The organism is Oceanococcus sp. HetDA_MAG_MS8, assembly GCA_019192445.1.
In the GTDB taxonomy this organism is placed as follows: Bacteria; Pseudomonadota; Gammaproteobacteria; order Nevskiales; family Oceanococcaceae; genus MS8.
In genome coordinates this window covers 47,780-65,882 of the sequence record JAHCMK010000003.1, presented here as the reverse complement: position 1 = coordinate 65,882, position 18,103 = coordinate 47,780, and the positions used below count along the sequence as shown (strand labels likewise).

General features: G+C 58.2%; 17 protein-coding genes. 9 read left to right on the top strand and 8 right to left on the bottom strand.

All coding sequences use genetic code 11. The features are described from left to right. Positions 1-131: 131 nt before the first annotated feature. Complete coding sequence (locus tag KI787_06050) at positions 132-1,187, top strand: GTP-binding protein (protein MBV6629505.1); 1,056 nt, start codon at positions 132-134, stop codon at positions 1,185-1,187. A 102-nt stretch (positions 1,188-1,289) separates the two neighbouring features. Here the strand turns inward: KI787_06050 and KI787_06045 are convergent, their stop codons facing one another. Beyond that, entirely contained in the window at positions 1,290-1,649 is a 360-nt protein-coding gene (locus KI787_06045; GenBank protein ID MBV6629504.1) for a hypothetical protein, read from the bottom strand. A 55-nt stretch (positions 1,650-1,704) separates the two neighbouring features. After that, positions 1,705-2,025 (bottom strand): winged helix-turn-helix transcriptional regulator, encoded by a 321-nt coding sequence (locus KI787_06040; protein ID MBV6629503.1) that lies wholly within the window; start codon positions 2,023-2,025, stop codon positions 1,705-1,707. A 312-nt stretch (positions 2,026-2,337) separates the two neighbouring features. Between KI787_06040 and KI787_06035 the strand changes: the two genes are divergently transcribed. Continuing rightward, positions 2,338-3,432 carry a hypothetical protein gene (locus KI787_06035; protein ID MBV6629502.1) on the top strand — a complete coding sequence of 365 codons (1,095 nt, stop codon included), beginning with the start codon at positions 2,338-2,340 and terminating at the stop codon, positions 3,430-3,432. A gap of 63 nt (positions 3,433-3,495) precedes the next feature. On the opposite strand, the gene KI787_06030 is transcribed toward KI787_06035, so the two are convergent. The 3 genes from KI787_06030 to KI787_06020 all read right to left on the bottom strand — a co-directional run bounded on the left by KI787_06030 (position 3,496) and on the right by KI787_06020 (position 5,066). Then, complete coding sequence (locus tag KI787_06030) at positions 3,496-3,783, bottom strand: hypothetical protein (protein MBV6629501.1); 288 nt, start codon at positions 3,781-3,783, stop codon at positions 3,496-3,498. A 105-nt stretch (positions 3,784-3,888) separates the two neighbouring features. Continuing rightward, complete coding sequence (locus KI787_06025) at positions 3,889-4,863, bottom strand: alpha/beta fold hydrolase (GenBank protein MBV6629500.1); 975 nt, start codon at positions 4,861-4,863, stop codon at positions 3,889-3,891. Beyond that, the gene (locus tag KI787_06020) at positions 4,860-5,066 is read right to left on the bottom strand and encodes a hypothetical protein (GenBank protein MBV6629499.1); all 207 of its coding nucleotides are present in this window, start codon (positions 5,064-5,066) and stop codon (positions 4,860-4,862) included. The genes KI787_06025 and KI787_06020 overlap by 4 nt, the downstream gene beginning before the upstream one ends. 106 nt (positions 5,067-5,172) lie before the next feature. Between KI787_06020 and KI787_06015 the strand changes: the two genes are divergently transcribed. Continuing rightward, positions 5,173-6,066 (top strand): LysR family transcriptional regulator, encoded by an 894-nt coding sequence (locus tag KI787_06015; protein ID MBV6629498.1) that lies wholly within the window; start codon positions 5,173-5,175, stop codon positions 6,064-6,066. 11 nt (positions 6,067-6,077) lie between these two features. On the opposite strand, the gene KI787_06010 is transcribed toward KI787_06015, so the two are convergent. Together KI787_06010 and KI787_06005 are read right to left on the bottom strand one after the other, a co-directional pair. Further along, positions 6,078-7,178 carry a prolyl oligopeptidase family serine peptidase gene (locus KI787_06010; GenBank protein MBV6629497.1) on the bottom strand — a complete coding sequence of 367 codons (1,101 nt, stop codon included), beginning with the start codon at positions 7,176-7,178 and terminating at the stop codon, positions 6,078-6,080. A gap of 158 nt (positions 7,179-7,336) precedes the next feature. Further along, the gene (locus KI787_06005; GenBank protein ID MBV6629496.1) at positions 7,337-9,334 is read right to left on the bottom strand and encodes a M1 family metallopeptidase; all 1,998 of its coding nucleotides are present in this window, start codon (positions 9,332-9,334) and stop codon (positions 7,337-7,339) included. A gap of 407 nt (positions 9,335-9,741) precedes the next feature. On the opposite strand from KI787_06005, the gene KI787_06000 reads away from it, so the two are divergent. The 3 genes from KI787_06000 to KI787_05990 all read left to right on the top strand — a co-directional run bounded on the left by KI787_06000 (position 9,742) and on the right by KI787_05990 (position 12,880). Next, positions 9,742-11,343 (top strand): HAMP domain-containing protein, encoded by a 1,602-nt coding sequence (locus KI787_06000; GenBank protein MBV6629495.1) that lies wholly within the window; start codon positions 9,742-9,744, stop codon positions 11,341-11,343. After that, entirely contained in the window at positions 11,340-12,023 is a 684-nt protein-coding gene (locus KI787_05995; protein MBV6629494.1) for a response regulator transcription factor, read from the top strand. The genes KI787_06000 and KI787_05995 overlap by 4 nt, the downstream gene beginning before the upstream one ends. A 236-nt stretch (positions 12,024-12,259) precedes the next feature. Beyond that, on the top strand, positions 12,260-12,880 hold the full coding sequence (locus tag KI787_05990) for a hypothetical protein (GenBank protein MBV6629493.1): 621 nt from the start codon (positions 12,260-12,262) through the stop codon (positions 12,878-12,880). A 193-nt stretch (positions 12,881-13,073) separates the two neighbouring features. Here the strand turns inward: KI787_05990 and KI787_05985 are convergent, their stop codons facing one another. Then, complete coding sequence (locus KI787_05985) at positions 13,074-14,951, bottom strand: PAS domain-containing protein (protein MBV6629492.1); 1,878 nt, start codon at positions 14,949-14,951, stop codon at positions 13,074-13,076. A 478-nt stretch (positions 14,952-15,429) separates the two neighbouring features. On the opposite strand from KI787_05985, the gene KI787_05980 reads away from it, so the two are divergent. The 3 genes from KI787_05980 (at position 15,430) to KI787_05970 (ending at position 18,101) form a co-directional block, all read left to right on the top strand. After that, positions 15,430-16,569, top strand: coding sequence for an acyl-CoA dehydrogenase family protein (locus tag KI787_05980; GenBank protein ID MBV6629491.1), 1,140 nt, complete (start codon positions 15,430-15,432; stop codon positions 16,567-16,569). Between the two features lie 205 nt (positions 16,570-16,774). Continuing rightward, entirely contained in the window at positions 16,775-17,467 is a 693-nt protein-coding gene (locus KI787_05975; protein MBV6629490.1) for a peptidoglycan DD-metalloendopeptidase family protein, read from the top strand. A gap of 64 nt (positions 17,468-17,531) precedes the next feature. Then, positions 17,532-18,101 carry a GAF domain-containing protein gene (locus KI787_05970; protein ID MBV6629489.1) on the top strand — a complete coding sequence of 190 codons (570 nt, stop codon included), beginning with the start codon at positions 17,532-17,534 and terminating at the stop codon, positions 18,099-18,101. The last annotated feature ends 2 nt before the right edge of the window (positions 18,102-18,103 follow it).

The window sequence follows — 18,103 nt, the reverse complement described above, 5'->3', positions numbered from 1 at the left end:
AGGATCATCAATGGCGCTGACCCCTAAATGAGCGCAACAACACCACTGGGATGATATTTCATAACATTATGTCCTCTCAAAGAGGGGCACAGTAGCCAGCTCGCAACCCCAACACAGGCTTTCATTTCGCTATGCCCCTCATTCATGCGGTAGCCACCAACATCATGACCGGCTTTCTCGGTGTAGGGAAAACCACAGCGATACGGCATCTTCTGGCAAGTAAGCCAGCATCCGAGCGCTGGGCGGTTCTGGTTAATGAGTTTGGCGAGGTGGGCATTGATGGTGCCCTGTTTCATAGCCAGGCCAACGAACAGGGCGGGATTTTTATTCGCGAAGTTCCGGGCGGCTGTATGTGCTGTGCTGCGGGGCTACCCATGCAGGTCGCCCTGAATACGCTGCTACAACAGGCGCGCCCCGATCGCCTGCTGATTGAACCCACCGGTTTGGGCCATCCGGTAGAAGTGATGCAGACGCTGGGTGCCCCGCACTATGCCGGGGTGTTGGATCTGCGAGCGACGATCACTTTGGTCGACGCCCGTAAGGTGTCGGACTCCCGCTACACCAGCCACCCCACCTTTGTGCAGCAGTTACAAATCGCCGATGTGATCGTGGCCAATAAGTCCGATACCTATGCGGTAGATGATCTGGACCGTCTCCAGCATTTCATGGCGCAGACCATTGGCACCGAAGCCCCGGTGCATGCCGTGAAGCAGGGTCGTCTCGACATCGCTTGGCTGGCTGAGCCAGCACGGAGCGCGGCCGCGCTAGCGCAGGAGAATGCCAAGACGCATGCCCACGAGCGCGGCACCCAAACACTGTCGCCCCCCACCTCGGCAGCAGATTCCGAGCAGGGCTTTGTGCGGGTCGATAATGCCGGGGACGGCTTCGTCAGCCGCGGCTGGGTCTTCGAGCCCCATTATGTTTTTTCCGCATCCAAACTGCGCGCTGGTTTAAGCACACTGGCTTTGCAGCGACTCAAGGCGGTGATAGTCACCGACGAAGGCGTGCTGAGCCTGAACATGGTGGATGAGGAACTCAGCATCAGCCATCGGGATGACTGCCTGGATAGCCGTTTAGAGTGCATCACGGACCAGCCCGAAGAGCTGGATCGTGTGGACACCATATTGTGGAGCTGCGTGCTCGAAGGACCTCTTGACGGCAGACTGAGCACAGACAAACCTCAGTAGCGCCTCTGCGCCACAGCCTTGTTACGTCGATCCGCGGTATGGAGCCGAGCCCGCGCTCACAGCCATCTGTGAACGCGGGCGAGTGCTCAGGCTAGCAGGGTCTCAGGCAGAGACCACCGTCACCGGGCCATGGTTGTCGCAATGGTCGCCATGTGGATGGTGCAGATGACCATCGACCAGATAATCCACGTGATCCCCATGGGGAACGGCTTCATGTCCGCAGCCGGGGCCGTGGACGTGGCCATCGGCATGACCGCTGCACTGGTGATCCGGGGTACAATCGCTGGGGTTTGTGGCCGTCACCGGCAACACATGCTCATCCACATGCTGCTCGTGGGGATGGTGCAGATGACCGTCATGCAGGTAGTCCACATGGCCATCATGTTGAATGGCGGTATGCCCGCAGTTGGGCCCATGCTCGTGGTTATGATTGTGGTGTTGAGGGTTGTTACAGGTGCTCATGACTGACTCCTTGGGACGGACCTGAGTGGAGCAGTTGGATTCGCAGCATAGGCTGTTAGTCCGCGTGCCCTGGGTGATCTTCATCGGCGTGTGCCAATGCGTTTTCGATAAGTTCTACGACGTGGTCATCGGCCAGCGAATACAGCACCACTTGACCATCACGACGACGGCGCAGCAGATTGGCGCGGGACAGCACCTGCAACCGGGCCGATACGGTGCCTAAGCGCTGCTGACGTGCCTGCGCCAACTCGCTCACGGAGGCCTCACCCGAGGCCAGCGACACCAGGATGTCCAAGCGCTCTGGGTCAGCCAAGGCTTTAAAAATGGCCGTCGCTTTTTCCAGTTGTTTGTTGCTGTACTCGAGTGACATTTTCATTTTCCAATACTCCAAAGAACCATAGAGTATTGGCAAGCAAAGATCAAGAGAGGGCAGCGCCAATGGCCTCGACTCTCTTCGGCACCCAAGCCCACGGCAGCCTGTATCCAGTTAAGGAAGTACTGATTTAATGCCTGCACCTGCAATCTGAGTTGTCGGCGGTGCTCGAAATCCTCATGTATACCCACATACACTCCGGTTTTTGCGCTCCGGCGACAACTCACCTTGCTGCGCTCGACGATTCAATCAGCGCTTCCTCAACCGAGTAAAATTACGGATTAACCCTCTCCCCTTTGCTGAGCACATCCGCCCATGGCCGCACTGACACTCGACATTCTTGAAGTCTCTGGACCACCCAGCGCCATGGGAGAGGCCCAAGGCGAGCATTGGCGGGAGCAGATTCAAGCCTTTGTGGATATGCGCTTTGCCGCCATGCGGTCCTACGGCAGTGAGCGCGGCCAACCGAAACTGGTGGATTCGCTGAGTGAGGTTGCCCGGCAGTCTATGGATATTCATACGGCCTGGGACGGACCAGGAATGGAAGAGCATCGAGGTATTGCCCAAGGCGCTAAGGTAGACTCCGTAGCCCTGTATGCCGCCACTCAAATGACCGATATGCGCGACGTGGTGCTATTAGGTGAGCAAGCGCCTGGGCACGATTTCGCTGCAGACGCGGAGGGCTGCACCTCCATCATGGTGCCTCCAACTTACAGTCGTCATGGCCATGCCTGGGCTGGCCAAACCTGGGACCTGAACCCGCAGGATGTCGATTTTGTGGTCGGCGTACAGCGTCGCCCTCTCGCTGGACCAGCCACGTTTTCTGTGACCTGCGCTGGCTGCTTAACGCTCATGGGCGGCAACGAACATGGCGTTGCCGTCGGCACCACCAACCTCAAAACTCTGGGCGCCAAACCAGGCGTCGGCTACTTGGGCGTTTTGCACCGAGCTATTCGCTGCGAAACTGCGGCACAGGCCTCCGCGCTGGTGGAAAAGGCGCCAGTGGCTGCCGCGCATAGTTATTGGATGGCCGACACCCAAACCCGGCATGAATGGGAACGCTCACCAAGCGGTGCCTACCTGAGGGATGCCGGCGAACAACCACTGGGGCGCTCAAATCACTGCTTAGCCGACGAGCACGCTCGTGTTCAAGCCGAACCCACCAATAGCAGCAGTGCGGCACGGCTCAGCCGCGTGCAAAGCATGCTCTTAGAGGGGCAAGTTGATGAGAGCCGGCTGCTGGCCATCTTCTCGGATCGCAGCGACGGCGTAGATAGCATCAATCGCTACGCCGAAGACGACCAGGGCACGGCGACTGATGCCGTGCTGTACATCAATTTGGAGACCCGCACTGTATGGGCCTGCCGCGGCCCCGCAGATCGTGGGCAATGGGTGCGGCGGTCGTTGTAGCACCCACCTTTCTCATGCGATGGCGCCGCTGCTCGTCCCGCAGCGGCGCTGTTATCACCAGACTTAATGCGTAACTTGGGCCTGTTCCATTTCTCTGCGCAAATCTGCGCGAGCCTGCGTGGAATCCAACTCCGCTGGCAGCTCTTGCTTCTGGCAGTGCTCTATCATGGCGGCGCGGAGCAAATCACGCACCAAGCCTTCAGTGGATTGAAAAATTCGGCGGGCTTCTTCGGCTCGCGGATTCAGCGGATCGAAACTGATGGCCGGGTGACCACTCACGCTAATGCCGTGGAGCTGCAAACCGTTTTCCAGGGCTTCTTCTACAAACTGACGAGCAAGGGTGAGATTCATGGGGTTCTCCTACGTTGAGCCTTCGCCGCTGTTGCGCGAGGGTCTTAACATAAATTTCACACCTGCATCATAAGTGGAGCTTTCCCGGAGGTAAATAGCGTCAGTTTATTGACGCAAACTCCAGCATGGCGAACCGCTATGCACCACCCCCGTCAAGCGCTGCGCCTGCGGCAGAGAATCCAGCCACTCCAAAGCCTCGCTCCACAGCACTTGTGCACTGGGCCTGAAATAACCAAAGTGGCCTAGCTGCTTTAAACCCCATGTCTGTGGCTGTATATGCCTGCGCTCCACCTGAGGGTAAGCGCGCATCATGGCATCCACCGCCCGCGCAGTACCCCATTTATCGTCGGCCACGCTGTAAGCCAACACCGGAGCGCTGAAGTGCTGATAGCGTTGAAGGGGAAGGCGGGCATCTCCCAACACATAGTCTGGGTGGCGACACCAGGCCGCCCACTGCAAAGCGGCGGCTTGGGGCATATCTTCGCTGCTGCCTAGTTTGCTCCAGGGCATGTAACCAAAAAGCCGGGACAACACCGGAAAAGTCAGATGCATATGCGCCAACACAGCCCACTTCTGCTCGCCTCCTTGCAAGCGCCAATACCCACTTTGTGAGGATACGGTGAGCATGGCGTCCACTTTGTGCGGATTGTCGACCAGCCCCATGAGCTGGCCACCGATACTGTGACCGACGACGATCAGCTGCTCTGGACCATGCTCATCATGGACCCAATCAATGACTCCGGCCATATCAAGCTCCGCCCAATCGCTGGCCAAGGCTCGGAAACCCCTTAGAGACTGAGGCCTGGATAAGCCCATACCGCGATAATCGAAGGTCAACACGTTGAACCCCGCCGCACTCATGTAGCTGGCGAAATGCCGGTAGTACCGTTGCGGCACTGCCGTAGCACTGTTGATGATGAGCCAACGAGAACTGGATTCGGTCGCGGCTTTAAACCAGGTCGCCCCCAGGCTGAATCCGTCCCTGGCTGGAACGCAAAGTGGCTGCGCTATGGTCGGCTGCGCCGCTGAGGCCTGCGGTGCACCTGAGATAGCCATCGGCAGCTGCGCCGCTACAGTCATGACTGCCCCCACTGGCGCCAGAGTCTGAGCACATCAAAGCTCGGTGGCAGCCCCTGATCCGGCTCGTCGTCATCCCGACCGTAGCAAAGATCGGCATAAATCTCGGTGTCCGTGACTGCCCATGCCTGCGCTACAGGCGTGGGTTGCTGCAGCCTGCGCTGCATCGGCTTGCTGGACGGTGAAATCTGAGGTGTGGCGGTCATGGTTCTGACCCTCTTCAGCAGTAAAGCTTCAGACTAGCCCTAGCCTATTCATGGATAAATAGCGTTTAATGAAAAAGACTATTTCCTTTAGGGAATGAATTGGCTTATGGACCATTGGCCTTTGATGCACACCTTTTACGCCGTCGTCCAGGCCGGTAGCTTTGTAGGTGCAGCCAATCAGCTGGAACTGACGCCCTCGGTGATCAGTAAACGTGTGGCGAAACTGGAGGAGCAGTTGGGAGCACAGCTGTTAAGGCGCAGCACCCGTAAGTTAGCCCTCACAGAGGCCGGCCACCGACTGGCCAAGCACTGCGCCCGCATCATCGCTGAACTACAACAAGCTGAAGAGGCCGTGCACAGCTTGCAATCTCAGCCGCGTGGACAGCTCAGGATGACGACGGTGCAGTCCATCAGTCAGCTATTGCTGGCCCCGATGTTGGCGGGTTTCCATGCGCGATATCCGGATATTCAGCTACAAATCCACGCCAGCGACCAGATGGTGGACCTCTTGAGCGAAGGCTTCGACCTCGCCCTCCGAGTCACGGATCGACCACCGCCTGACATGGTGGCCAAGCGCCTGACCACCGTACAATTCGCCATGTGCGCCTCGCCCGAATATCTCGCCGAGCACGGCACTCCGGATGATGTCGACATGCTGGTGTCCCATATGTGCTTGGGTTACTCCGGGCTGGGCAATATGCAGTGGCTGTTTCGCTACCAAGGTCGCCCAGTCCAAGCCGCAGTGAGGCCAGCCCTGGAAGTGAACAGCGCGGAGGTTCTACGCCAGCTGGTGCTCGACGGTGTGGGGCTGGCTTTGCTGCCCAACTACAGCGTCGTTGACGACCTGAAGCAGGGTCGCCTACGCCAGGTTTTAAATCATTACCAAGGATTCGGGGCTGCTCACTTATACGCGGTGTATCCCGCGAGCCGTTTTGGCTCGCCCAAACTACATGCCTTCATCGAGTGCTTAGAAGAGCGCATTCAAGAGCTCAACTTGTAACTCAGAAGGCCTTAGAGGCCGGGCTCACCCTCATCGACCAAGTACTCGGCATAGGGCAGCGATTCGTCATAACTGCCGTCGAGCAACATCTCTAACTGCTCGAAGGCGATCCGCATAATAGGGTGATGCGGGTCACCCTCCCAGCCATGTCCCGACAACCCCAGGGGCTGCGTGGGGTCTGGGGCCCCAATAAACCCTGTAATCGCCGCTGTGAGTTGGCTCCCTGTGTCTTGCTCCGGAGCCACGCGCAAAACCGTCCAAAGCTGCGTCGGAATGCCAAATGCTGCGGCGGCGGTCGCCATCTCGCGAGCTTGGTTGTAAACCACCAGCCCATCATTGACGGCATGGGTCATGGTCAGGGTTTTTAAGTCACCAGCCGCCATCATATCGGCATTAAGCGCCCCACTCCGCCGCACATATTCGGCCGGAACCTGAAGCGGCGTGCCGCCAGCATCATGTTCTATGTCTGCCGCGATTGCCGGCAAGGCCACACTGGCCTCCGCCCAAGCCTCAACTAAATTGGTGAGCGGCTCCGGGGCAATCCAGTGCTGAAATAGCGATTGTCCATCTGCTGACAAGGCGATGGACTCTGTAATGGCCGTCGCGGCGACAGCGCCCCCCATAGACACGCCCATTAAGTAGACCGTTTCGATACTTGGAAAACGGGCTTTGACCTGCAAGGTTGCCGCGATGACGTCATGCGCCCCCTTGGCAATGGGAAAGCGGAAATTGTCGCGGTAGTTGGTTGCGAGTGCAGCCGTATCGCTCCGCGCGACGGCTTCCGTATGCTGCACCCACACCCTGCGCACATCTTGATTCAAACCGTGGCACATCACCACCAGCCTAGTGGGCTCAGAGCCGGGTAAGTAACTCAGGATAGCCTCTGGCAGGCGGGGGTCCTCGGCGGCAGGAACCGGGGTTAGGGCTTGCTGAACAGCGCTGGAATCAATGCGAATAAGCTCGGTCTTGATGCCCGCTAAGGGCTCGCCTGCTGGGTGGTTATCAGCGCGGAGAACCTCCGCCGCACCCAGCTTATCGGGACGCCCGCCCCCGCAGGCTTGCACAGCCAGCACGCCTACCAGCGCCAAGCCAATGGCCCGTAGTTCTCGCATTGTTTGTCTCCTTCTCCAGCCTGCATTGACGCAGGTGCCCTGGAGCATAGCACCCGCCCCGCCCTGGCCAGCCAAACCGCCAGCAGCTCAATGAAACCCCCGTGCGGAGCGCAATGCAGTAGCAGGGTGCTGTATGACGCCCCCGCTGAGAGCCAGTCCTAATCTTGCTCCTGCTCTTGTTCCTGCTCTTGGTCCTCCTCCTGAGCCGCATAACGCTGCTGAGCTCGACGGATCACCGCATCTACGGACCCGGTCGTAATAGGGTGGTAACCGGGGCGTGCTCGCTCAAAGGTCTGCTGGGCAAAAGCCAGCCCGGCTGGCGTTGCCACCAGGGCTCTATAGCTGGGCATGATGAGCTTGCGCCGTCCGACATTGCGCAAAAAATTGGCGATGGCGGGACGCGCGGCAACATAGTCACTGCGAATACTGAGCGGATACCAACGTTGGGCGATTTCCCCGTTGGCCGTTCCCGTGAACCCATAGGCCGCATCCAGGGCTGCTAACTGTGCGACTTCCAAGGTGGCCGGCATGCCTTCCAGAAAATACACCCACTCTTGAGTGACCCAAGCCTGGGTCAGTTCCGCCTGGGGCAACTCGCCCTGCCTCAACCATTGTTCACGCGCTTGATCTACCGCCGAAAACCTCTGGGAGCGAGTCACGGGGGCTTGCGCGGGAATACCTGGCTGGAACAGCCACTCCTCTACCTCGCTCATGCGCACCCGCCCAGGATACGGCTCTAAAAGGTGTTGTTTGAGATAGTCCAGAAACGCGCTGTTCGTGATGCTTTGAAAGGCAAAGTGATCGAAGTAACCACGTAAAAAGGGATCAAACACATCACGGCCAAAACGCTCTTCCAAAAACTGCAGGAACCACGCCCCTTTGGTGTAAATCGTGGCACTGCTGGACTCATCTGGAGTCGCTAACACGCCCGGCTCTGGCGCCAAAAGCTCTAACTCGGGCTCAATCTCGGCGTACTTCACGCGCAGCGCATTGCGGGCAATCGTGCGTTCCATAGCCACCTGTCCGGTGCCGTATAGCTCCTCCACAATGCGGCTCTCCACATAACTGGTAAAGCCCTCGTTGAGCCAGCCTTCGTGCGGCGCGGCGAAGGTGACCAAATTCCCCGACCAACTATGCGCCAGCTCATGGGCAATGAGCGACACCAACGATTTGTCGCCCACAATCACAGTGGGCGTTATAAAGCTGAGGCGCGGATTCTCCATCCCTCCGTAGGGGAAGGAGGGGGGCAACACCAACATATCGTAACGGCCCCAGCGATACGGACCATAGAGCTTCTCGGTCACCTCAATCATGGTTTCGGTATCGGCAAACTCCGCAACCGCCGCATCGACCGCGCTGGGCTCTGCCCAAACCCCGCTACGCTCGCTGATGGGTTTGAACACCAAATCGCCGGCTGCAATCGCCAATAAATAGGAGGGAATAGGCTGTGGCATGTTGAAGCGGTATTCGCCATCGCGCTCAGCCTGAGGGTCGTTATCCGCACTCATCAGCACCATGACCTCTTCAGGCGCGGTGATACGGGCGCTGTAGGTGAAGCGCACCTGAGGCGTGTCCTGTAGCGGCACCCAGGAGCGCGCGTGAATTTGCTGCGATTGGCTAAACATGAACGGCAAGGCTCCACCCTCCGTCATCGCAGGCCGCAGCCACTGCAAGCCCGAAGCCTGCGCAGAGGTGGTGTACCGCAGGCGTATGCGTGGAAAGGGCATGGGGCTGGTGATACTGAGCTTGGCGCCAAAGACTGGGTCCGGCGCATCAAGCGCATAATCCAGATCGTGCCACTGGCCGGCATCAAGCCCTTGAACCGCATGGATGGTCAAGTCGCGCGTATCCAGCACCAGCGACTTGGGCGCAGAAGTCTTCCAGTCTAAGGTATAGGTCGCCCACCCCGAGAGCTGGCGTGACTCAAAATCCAGCTTGAGATCTAGCTGCAGATCCTGGATTTGAACCACCTCTGGCTGGGCGAAGGAGAACATGTCTTGAACGCGAACTTGGGGCGCAGGCGGCGCTGACGCAGCTTGAGTTGTAGTCCCATTCTGGGTGGCTTGCTGTTCTTCGGAACAGGCCAGAAAACCACAAGCGATGAAGACGCCGAACGCGGATTGAAGCAGCTGCATAATGAGGTTTGGGGGTGTCATAGTGCGCCCATGGTAGCTGCGCTCAGGTGACAGGGAGAAACTGAGCTCGGCGGTCAAATGTCAGCGACCATTCAGCAGCCCCCACCCAACGGCCGCAGAGAGTTGCAGCGATTCATCGTTGGTTCATGTTTCCGATGCGCAGCGTTCATGAAACGCTGCTGCGTCACTTAGCTTTCGGCCTGCACCATAGCGGTTACGAGCACCACCACTGCAGCCCGGCAGCGGCTGTACCTTTCTGCCTGTGGCCCCGACGCACTGCTCCTACGCGCTTAGTCATGTCTACACACCATCCCACGCCTGCCTGGAGCGCAAGCTCTGCAAAAACCCGCTATGCCCAATGCGGTATGGCCTCGCCACCCCAAAACCATCACTGAAAGATAACGCCGGGTGAGCGCATTGGATAAGCTGTGACGACATTCCGACCGCACCTGAACATGTATCAGCGAAAGATCCGACTCGTTGCCATCTTCGCTGTAGCGATCGTCGCTGGAGCTGCCATGCTCTCGGTGTGGGCTGTGAAATCCACAGAACGTCATCTTGAGCAGGCCAATGTTGCCCACAGCTTGCTGTCCGAGCATTTGCAGCTTTCTGTATATGCCTATCGACTTTTCAAACAGCTCACTGACGAAATCTTGCTGGGCACACAAGCCAACCAAACCATCGTTCGCAACAAGCGTGCATCCATCGCTGAATCCTTGGCACGCATTCGGATGCTGGAGCTAGAACAGCGGCGGGCTTTAGGTGCAGCAGCAGCCCCTGGCGCCGTCGAAGACACCGGCGCATTGGAAGAGCTGATCGACACAATCATTGCCGAATTTGAGGCCTTGTTCCCACTCCCAGCTGGGCGTGCACGTGCCCTGAAAGTGAACACCATCCTTGAAGACCGCATCGACATCAGCTTTAGGGAAGCTGTGAACGCTGCGTTAGAACGCCAACAAGCCGTTGTTCAGCGCATGAACCAAAAAATCGATCGCGTACACGTACAACTCGTGGGGGCGTCTGTGGGTCTGGCTTTAGTCGCGATTATTGGCGCGCTGCTGGTCACGCAGGTCCTGGTTCGCGGCATTTCCGCGCCCCTAGGCGCACTTCAGCGAGCGGCGAAATTGCTCGGGCGAGGCGAGTTGCAACATCGCGTCCCACGCGGCTTCGATATTGAGTTCGACCGCATGGCTGAGGCCTTTAATACCATGGCCTCCCAGCTCTCAGAGCAGGTGCGTCAGCGCGAAGATGCCCGGCATGAATTGGAGCAATCGGTGCTCGCCCGCACCCAAGAGCTGACCGAGGCGAATGCGGCTTTACAGCGGGCAGACAGTGTGCGCCGCCACTTCTTCGCGGATGTGAGTCATGAGCTACGCACGCCACTGACAATCATTCGGGGTGAGGCCCAAGTGGCATTGCGAGGCAAAGACCGGGACGGCGCCGATTACCGCGACGCACTCACCTCCATTCTTGACCAAAGCATTGGCTTGAGCCGCTTGGTTGAAGACATGCTCTTCATCGCCCGCGCCGACGCCCAAACCATTCGCCTGAATCGCCGCTTCGTAGACCCGGTCCAGCTCAGCCGAGATGTACTCAAAGACGTTCGCCAATTGGCTCAGAACCGGCAGATTGATTTGAGTGTCACCGCACCTGAAGGCGAGGACCTGCAGTTGCTTGGCGACCCGGACAGACTGCGCCAGTTGCTGCTCATCTTGCTGGACAATGCCATTCGCTATTCCGCGGATGGGCAGCAAATTCTTCTGCAGTGGAAAACTGCCGAGGATTGCATCGAACTGCTGGTACGTGACTACGGCCGGGGTATTGATGCTGAGGATTTGCCCTACATCTTTGATCGATTCTTCCGCGGCCATGGGCAAAACGATGCTTCTGCAAGTAATGGCTTAGGTTTAGGCTTGGCTGTCGCAAAAGCCATCGTCACTGCACATGATGGTTCTATACAGGCAAGCAGCGCACCACAGCAGGGCACGCAGTTCCTGTTGCGATTTCCACTGGAGAAAGAGGCCGCGTGAATATTTTGCTGGTTGAAGACGACGCTCGCGTCGCACGCTTTATCGCTAAGGGCCTTACCGCTGAAGGATACAACTGCGATATCGTCGGTGCGGCGCAGCCGGCCTGGGATTTTCTGCGAATCTCTACACCAGACCTCATCATTCTCGATCGTATGTTGCCAGGCACCGACGGCGTGAGCCTGTGCGAGGAAATCCGGGCAAAAGGCTATGCCATGCCCGTACTGATGTTAACGGCGATGGATGCGGTCGAGGAACGCGTTGGCGGCTTGCGCGCAGGCGCTGACGACTACATGACCAAGCCCTTCGATTTTGATGAGCTTCTGGCCCGTATTGAAGCGCTGGCGCGGCGCCTTCCCCAAGCCCCGGACAATCGCGACTTTGCACTCGGCCCATTGCGCATCGATACCCGTTCTCGACGTAGCTGGGTCGACGAGGTCGAGCTTAATCTCACGGCCTTGGAGTTCGATCTACTCAGGTTGTTTGTGGAGAACTTGGATACGGCCCTATCCCGAGAACGCATTTTGAATCGGGTGTGGGGGCAATCTGTAGACCCACTGACAAACGTTGTAGATGTGTACATCGGCCGCTTGCGTCGCAAGCTCGAAAGCACCACAGCCCGCGGCATGCTGCAAACCGTACGCGGCGTAGGCTACCGCCTGAGCTTGCCGCAGGACACTTAAGAAGCGGCGCGGTTTTTACGCGCGCTGGCCACCTTGGAGAGGGGAAGCGGGTGTCGCGGGCACAACTTCAAATCGCGAGGGCTGCACACCAAAGACGACTTTATGAATTGTTCATTTTGTCGTTAATCCGTACTCACCATTTGCGCAAGCCGCGCTTAGTTGCTCGGGTGCAATCTGTGTATCAAGCCAAAGCCGTAGGGCTTTTTGGCATAACGCTACAGCACGGAGAAACTCCCATGAGCAAATCGATTTTCGTTCTATCCAGCGCAGCCGCCATCGCAAGCCTGACGCTGCTCAGTGGTTGCCAATACGCGGCATCGCCAGCGACCGCGGCGGAAATCCGCCAAACGGCGCAGAGCAATGCTTTGCTGTATTCCAATGCGTGCATCACTGAAGCCGAAGTGATTGACGCCCAAAGCGCTTGGGGAGACGGCATTGTTCGCATCGGTCGGGTGCATAGGGACGATGGCGATTACGTCGCCGCCGCCAAAGACCACATCCAAACCTACTACGGTTATGACCTGGGCTCAGTGCTCTTCAAGCCTACGCTTGCCGCCGAAAAGCAGTTCCGGAATTCTTTCGATTCGGCGCTGAGCTACTTTGTGGGCGGCAACCCCAGCTACCCAGAGGACAAAGGCTTCGCTATTAAAGGTTGGAGCAAGGTGCGCTGGGAGAATGCCGGCATCATCAATAACAATTGCAAAGTGGCGGTTGCTATGGGCAATTACTACTTCACTCCGGCTGCGGGAGGCGAAGACGTCAAAGTGGAATACACCCTGGCATATGTGAAAGACGCCAACGACCAGCTAAAAATCGCCGTACATCAGTCTTCCATGCCCTTCCAGGCTGGCAGCTAAGGCCGAACAGCGTCCCAGTTTGGGTATTTGGGTTCCGGCAGGTGGCGCATAAACGCCACCTGCCCTTCTTCCTGGGGAGAGGAGCCTGATGCAGTCTCGATTCTGGTTACAGCTGCTTGGGCTGTGGGGCCTGATCTTCATCGGGGCCGTCATCGCAGCCGTGCTATGGGACACGCACTTCGCGCCCACAACCTTATTTCCGCAAGGGAAACTGCAGCAAGAAGGCCGCTCCGAGGCGGAAACTCTGGGCGGATTCGCAGGAGATTCGCCCTCCATGCTTACGCATGATCAAGGCGCATATCCCTAAGCCCAAACCTGAACCCTGAACGTCCCCCGCGGCTCGTTCGAACATATCGAAGATGCGCTCACGATCTGCCTGGGGAATACCCGGCCCGTTATCCTCTAGGCGCAACCAGGCCCGACCCTCCCGAGTGCCGCCTGTGATGTGTATCTGCAGCGAGGGAGAGGCTGCGTAGCGCAGACTGTTTTCAAGCAGATTCTGCAAGACCTGCTCGACCAAGCCTCGATCGCAGCACACGGTAGGCAACTCGCCTACGACAACCTCAGCCTTAGCGGCCTGAATCGATGAGTCTAAATCCGCAAGGACGTCCTGAACCATTTCTTTGGCGCAGTTGGGGTTGACTTGTAAGTCTTGAGATTGAACCCGCGACAAAGCCAGCAGGCCTGCTATGCGAGCATTCATTCTGTCGATAGCGTCCAGCAGATAAGTTTGACACTGCTCCTGGTTCGCGCTGAGTTCGCACTGCATCTCAGCCAGAAATAAATCCAGCATTCCGCGCATGTTGTTCAAGGGTGCCCGCAGATCATGACTCACCATGTAGGCAAAGTTGTGTAACAACTGGTTGGACTTCTCCAGCTCCTTTTGCTGGCGCTCCACTTCGCGGCGCCGCCGCGCAGCCTCACGCTGTTTCAGAAGTAGCGAACACCGTAGCTTGCGCGCCTCGGTGACATCCTGAAAGGCGCCGGTCAAGCGCACCACCTCGCCATGAACACGCTCTGCCCGCCCGACGGCCCGCACCCAGATCTGCTCGCCGTTAGCCCGAATAAACGGCAGTTCTAAATCCCAGGGCGTTCCATGGTGCATGCCCTCGTCTACCGCCTGCTGGATCTTGGCTCGCGCTGAAGGCGCATAGAATTCGATGGCATCAGGAACCGATGGCACAGGCCCTACCGGCAAGCCGTGAATACGGAAGGTCAGTTCCGACCAACTCATCTGCCCAGTTGCCACATCCACTTCCCAGCCGCCCACTCCGGCTGTTTCGCTAATGCGCTGCAAGCGCTCCTCGCTGCGTTGCAGCCGTCGCTCGCGTTCCACCCGCTCAGTCACTTCTTGATGCGTGCCGTACATCCACTCCGGCTGACCATCGGCGGTCCAGGTACGCACTTCTCCGCGATCCAGCACCCATACCCAATGACCATCACGGTGGCGCATGCGCGCTTCACATTCGTAAAACTCTGATTCGCCCTGAAAATGTGCGTTTAATAAGCGCTCGGACTCGGCCAAATCATCGGGATGGGTGTGGTCTTGCCAGGTTTGAATGGACACTGGCTGGAGCGCATCTAAATCGTAGCCAATGATCTCCGCCCAACGCTGATTGAAGCGGGTTTCACCGGTTTGCACATTCCACTCCCAGGTACCCGCATGTGTTCCACGTAGAGTCGCCTCAAGCTTCCAATGCTCATGCTCTAGGGCTTTGAGTTTCAGGCGCTGGGTGGCGAGCTGAGCACGTGTGTCCAGGTCCGCCGCCAAGGCTTTGGCCAAGGACTCCAATAACGGCGGGGCTGTGACCTCATCAGTAGCCCCCTCATACAGGAGGGCCACAGTCGCGCAGTGTTGCTGGTCCGGCCCAAAGATCGGCAACACGTGCACAGCGCCCACCTGGGCACAGACCTGCATTAAAGCCTGGTGCAGCTTTGCATCAACACCATCGCTCAGCCGCAGCCATATTGGCTGCTGGCATTGGTGCAGGTAGGCACCTAAACAATCACTGTGCTCAGGCTCCAACTCCACAATCGGAGCCACCTGCTCCACCCCCTGCCAATTGTTCACACACGTCGCCGCAATAACCGCGGCGCAGTCGGCAACGTCACGAATTACAGACAGCAATGGCGCGCTACCAGGGCGCATGAGGGAGAAGGTTGAACATGAGTGGGCGGAGATGGCGTACGGCCACGGAGTCGAAAACACATGCGGGATGGGATTTGAGGGATGCAAATCGCATACCCCTACCCTTACCGCTCCCTCTGGCCCTGGCCCTAGCCCTGGCCCAGCTTGCTGCTACCAAGCAGGCCTTGGCTGAATGCGGCCACCGCCCATGCCCTACGACCACTGTGGGCTAGCACCTCCATTATCGGTGACATTGTTCAATGGCATGGTTATGCTGCCAGCAGGATGGTGATCAATGCTCCGACCACGCGACGGCAATGTCGGGCTGAGCACTCATCCAACAGCAGATGCTCGGCGCCCATCGTGGGGCCATCAAAATCTGTGCAACTCCATAAAACTCGGCCGACCAGAGGAGACAGTCATGGCCCAATCCCCGTTCTACACGGATGACCATGAGCGCTTTCGCGACGAAGTGCGGCGCTTTACCGAAACGGAAATCAGCCCGCATATCGAGACCTGGGAAGTCGCAGAAGAGCTGCCTCGCGAGCTACATCGCAAGGCAGCTGACGCAGGTTTACTGCAGATTGGTTTTCCCGAGGACTGTGGCGGCTTTCCCGCCGACCCCTGGTACCCCATTATCGTGACTGAGGAGCTGGCGCGAGCCGGCAGTGGCGGCTTGATTGCCAGCCTGATGACCCATGGGATTGCCACTCCACCCATTGTTCACGCCGGCAGCCCCGACCAAAAAGCCCGTTTTGCGGCGCCAGTGTTGGCGGGCGAGAAAATTGCGGCCCTCGCCGTCACCGAGCCCAGCGGCGGTTCCGACGTTGCCCAGCTGCGCACCCGCGCCGAACGCGATGGCGATCATTATGTGGTGAATGGCTGCAAAACCTTCATCACCTCGGGCATGCGCGCCGATTACATCACTACCGCCGTACGCACCGGCGGCGACGGCATTGGAGGCATTTCCTTACTCGTCATTGAGGGGGACAGCCCCGGCCTGACGCGCACGCCACTGGAAAAAATGGGCTGGTGGTGTTCGGATACGGCTACTTTGTACTTTGAAAACTGCAGAGTGCCGGTAAGCCACCGCATTGGCCCAGAAAACGCCGGCTTTATGCCCATCATGCTGAACTTCAACAGTGAACGCATTGGCCTCATCGCCAATGCCAGCGCTTTTGCCCAGGTCTGCTACGAGGAGGCCTTGAACTATGCGCGGGAGCGCGAAACTTTCGGCAAGCCTCTGATCAAAAACCAAGTGATCCGCCACAAGTTAGTGGATATGAAAACCCGCATTGAGGCAGTCAAAGCCAATCTGGACATGCTCACCTGGCGCGTGAGCCAAAAACAGATGCCCGTCGCAGAGCTCTCCATGCTCAAGGCCTACGCTACGACCACCTTGGAATTTGTCGCCAATGAGGCCATGCAAATTCTCGGTGGTGCTGGCTATTTGCGGGGAAGCAAGGTGGAGCGGATTTACCGCGAAACCAAGGTACTCACCATCGGAGGCGGTTCCCTAGAGATCATGAAAGATTTGGCGGCACGGCAGATGGGCTATTAGTGCCTTTGGCAATGGAATAAACATTCCCGGCGGAGCGCACCTTGTATCAGATGATTTGGGGAGCTCATTGAGGCGACGAATATCTGCTGAGGGACACGCAGCCCCCCTAACAGTGCGGTTTGCAGTGAACACGCAGGCGTTGGGCTGCATCCAGGATGCATAGGGCTTCGGTATATTCGCGTTTTCCCCATTAGTCCTCATCCTCATGACTCCTACGCCCGCGCCGGCGGCAGCTCTGCTGCCAACCGAGCAACTTGCCCAGCCCGGCCTACTTCTGGATTTGAGCCGGCACAACCCGCGCCTAGCGGAGATGGACTGCGCCCACATCCCCCGCTTTGAGCACTGGTTGAAGACGGAAATGGCAAGGGCCGGCTGTACCTGGGGCTTGGGCGGCTATGGGGAAGACCGTGCCCTGTACGCCATGAGTTCGTTGTTTGGTGCCGGCCAAGACATTCGCAGCGTTCATCTCGGCCTGGACTTATGGCTACCGGCAGGCACAGCTGTCTTCGCACCCTGGGATGCCGTGGTGCATTCCATCGGTAACAACACAGCGCATGGAGACTACGGCCCCACCGTGCTTCTGGAGCACCGCAGTGAAACAGGCATGCCCTTCTTTAGCCTCTATGGCCACTTGGCGGCAGACTCCATTCGCCAACTGCAGCCGGGTCAGGTTGTGAGCGCTGGTGACAGTATCGCCCGCATCGGCCAACCCCACGAGAATGTGGGCTGGGTGCCACACCTGCATTTCCAAATCATGCGCGATATTGGTGATGCGCGCGGAGATTTTCCTGGAGTCTGCTTAGCCTCCCAACGTGCCCGATGGCTTGAAAATTGCCTGGACCCGCTCCCCGTTCTACGCCCTTACTGCCCGCAGCTCGTGGCGGGAACCCCCTCATAGCCCAAGATATTGACCACAGGCCAGCAGGGGCTTTAACCAAGCCCGCAGCGCCGGAGAGATCCTGATGTTGGAAGCCGCCAAGCCTCGCAATGAAGACGAGCGCCTCGCCGTATTGCATGCGCTGGATTTGCTGGACAAGCCCAAGGAACAGCGCTTCGAGCGAATTACCTCCATTGCCAGCACAACCTTTGGCGTGCCCATTGCCTTAGTGACTTTGCTGGATACCGACCAACAACACTTTAAGGCCTGCGTAGGCTTGGACATTCCTGGAACCGCGCGCTCGGTGAGCTTTTGCAGTCACGCCATCCTGCAACCGGACATCATGCTGGTGGAGGACGCAACACTAGATCCCCGCTTCGCCGATAACCCCCTAGTTACAGGGGCCCCGCACATTCGGTTTTATGCTGGGGCACCGATTGAAGTATCACCCGACATACGGCTAGGCACGCTGTGCTTGATCGACACCCAACCACGCAGCCTGAACCAAGCGCAACAAGACATGCTGCGTTCACTGGCCGCTGTTGCACGCGATGAATTACTCCGGGCGCCAGCGCCGGAAACCGCAGAGGCGCATGAGAGCCTGCGCCGCTGGTTAGCCCTTCAGGCTCGCGCACAAACAAGCCCTAGCGCCTGAAG

Bases quoted from the DNA above. Each gene is read 5' to 3' on its own strand.
- KI787_06050 (MBV6629505.1), top strand. From the start codon at position 132: ATGCCCCTCATTCATGCGGTAGCCACCAACATCATGACCGGCTTTCTC.
- KI787_06045 (MBV6629504.1), bottom strand. From the start codon at position 1,649: ATGAGCACCTGTAACAACCCTCAACACCACAATCATAACCACGAGCAT.
- KI787_06040 (MBV6629503.1), bottom strand. From the start codon at position 2,025: ATGAAAATGTCACTCGAGTACAGCAACAAACAACTGGAAAAAGCGACG.
- KI787_06035 (MBV6629502.1), top strand. From the start codon at position 2,338: ATGGCCGCACTGACACTCGACATTCTTGAAGTCTCTGGACCACCCAGC.
- KI787_06030 (MBV6629501.1), bottom strand. From the start codon at position 3,783: ATGAATCTCACCCTTGCTCGTCAGTTTGTAGAAGAAGCCCTGGAAAAC.
- KI787_06025 (MBV6629500.1), bottom strand. From the start codon at position 4,863: ATGACTGTAGCGGCGCAGCTGCCGATGGCTATCTCAGGTGCACCGCAG.
- KI787_06020 (MBV6629499.1), bottom strand. From the start codon at position 5,066: ATGACCGCCACACCTCAGATTTCACCGTCCAGCAAGCCGATGCAGCGC.
- KI787_06015 (MBV6629498.1), top strand. From the start codon at position 5,173: ATGGACCATTGGCCTTTGATGCACACCTTTTACGCCGTCGTCCAGGCC.
- KI787_06010 (MBV6629497.1), bottom strand. From the start codon at position 7,178: ATGCGAGAACTACGGGCCATTGGCTTGGCGCTGGTAGGCGTGCTGGCT.
- KI787_06005 (MBV6629496.1), bottom strand. From the start codon at position 9,334: ATGACACCCCCAAACCTCATTATGCAGCTGCTTCAATCCGCGTTCGGC.
- KI787_05990 (MBV6629493.1), top strand. From the start codon at position 12,260: ATGAGCAAATCGATTTTCGTTCTATCCAGCGCAGCCGCCATCGCAAGC.
- KI787_05980 (MBV6629491.1), top strand. From the start codon at position 15,430: ATGGCCCAATCCCCGTTCTACACGGATGACCATGAGCGCTTTCGCGAC.
- KI787_05975 (MBV6629490.1), top strand. From the start codon at position 16,775: ATGACTCCTACGCCCGCGCCGGCGGCAGCTCTGCTGCCAACCGAGCAA.
- KI787_05970 (MBV6629489.1), top strand. From the start codon at position 17,532: ATGTTGGAAGCCGCCAAGCCTCGCAATGAAGACGAGCGCCTCGCCGTA.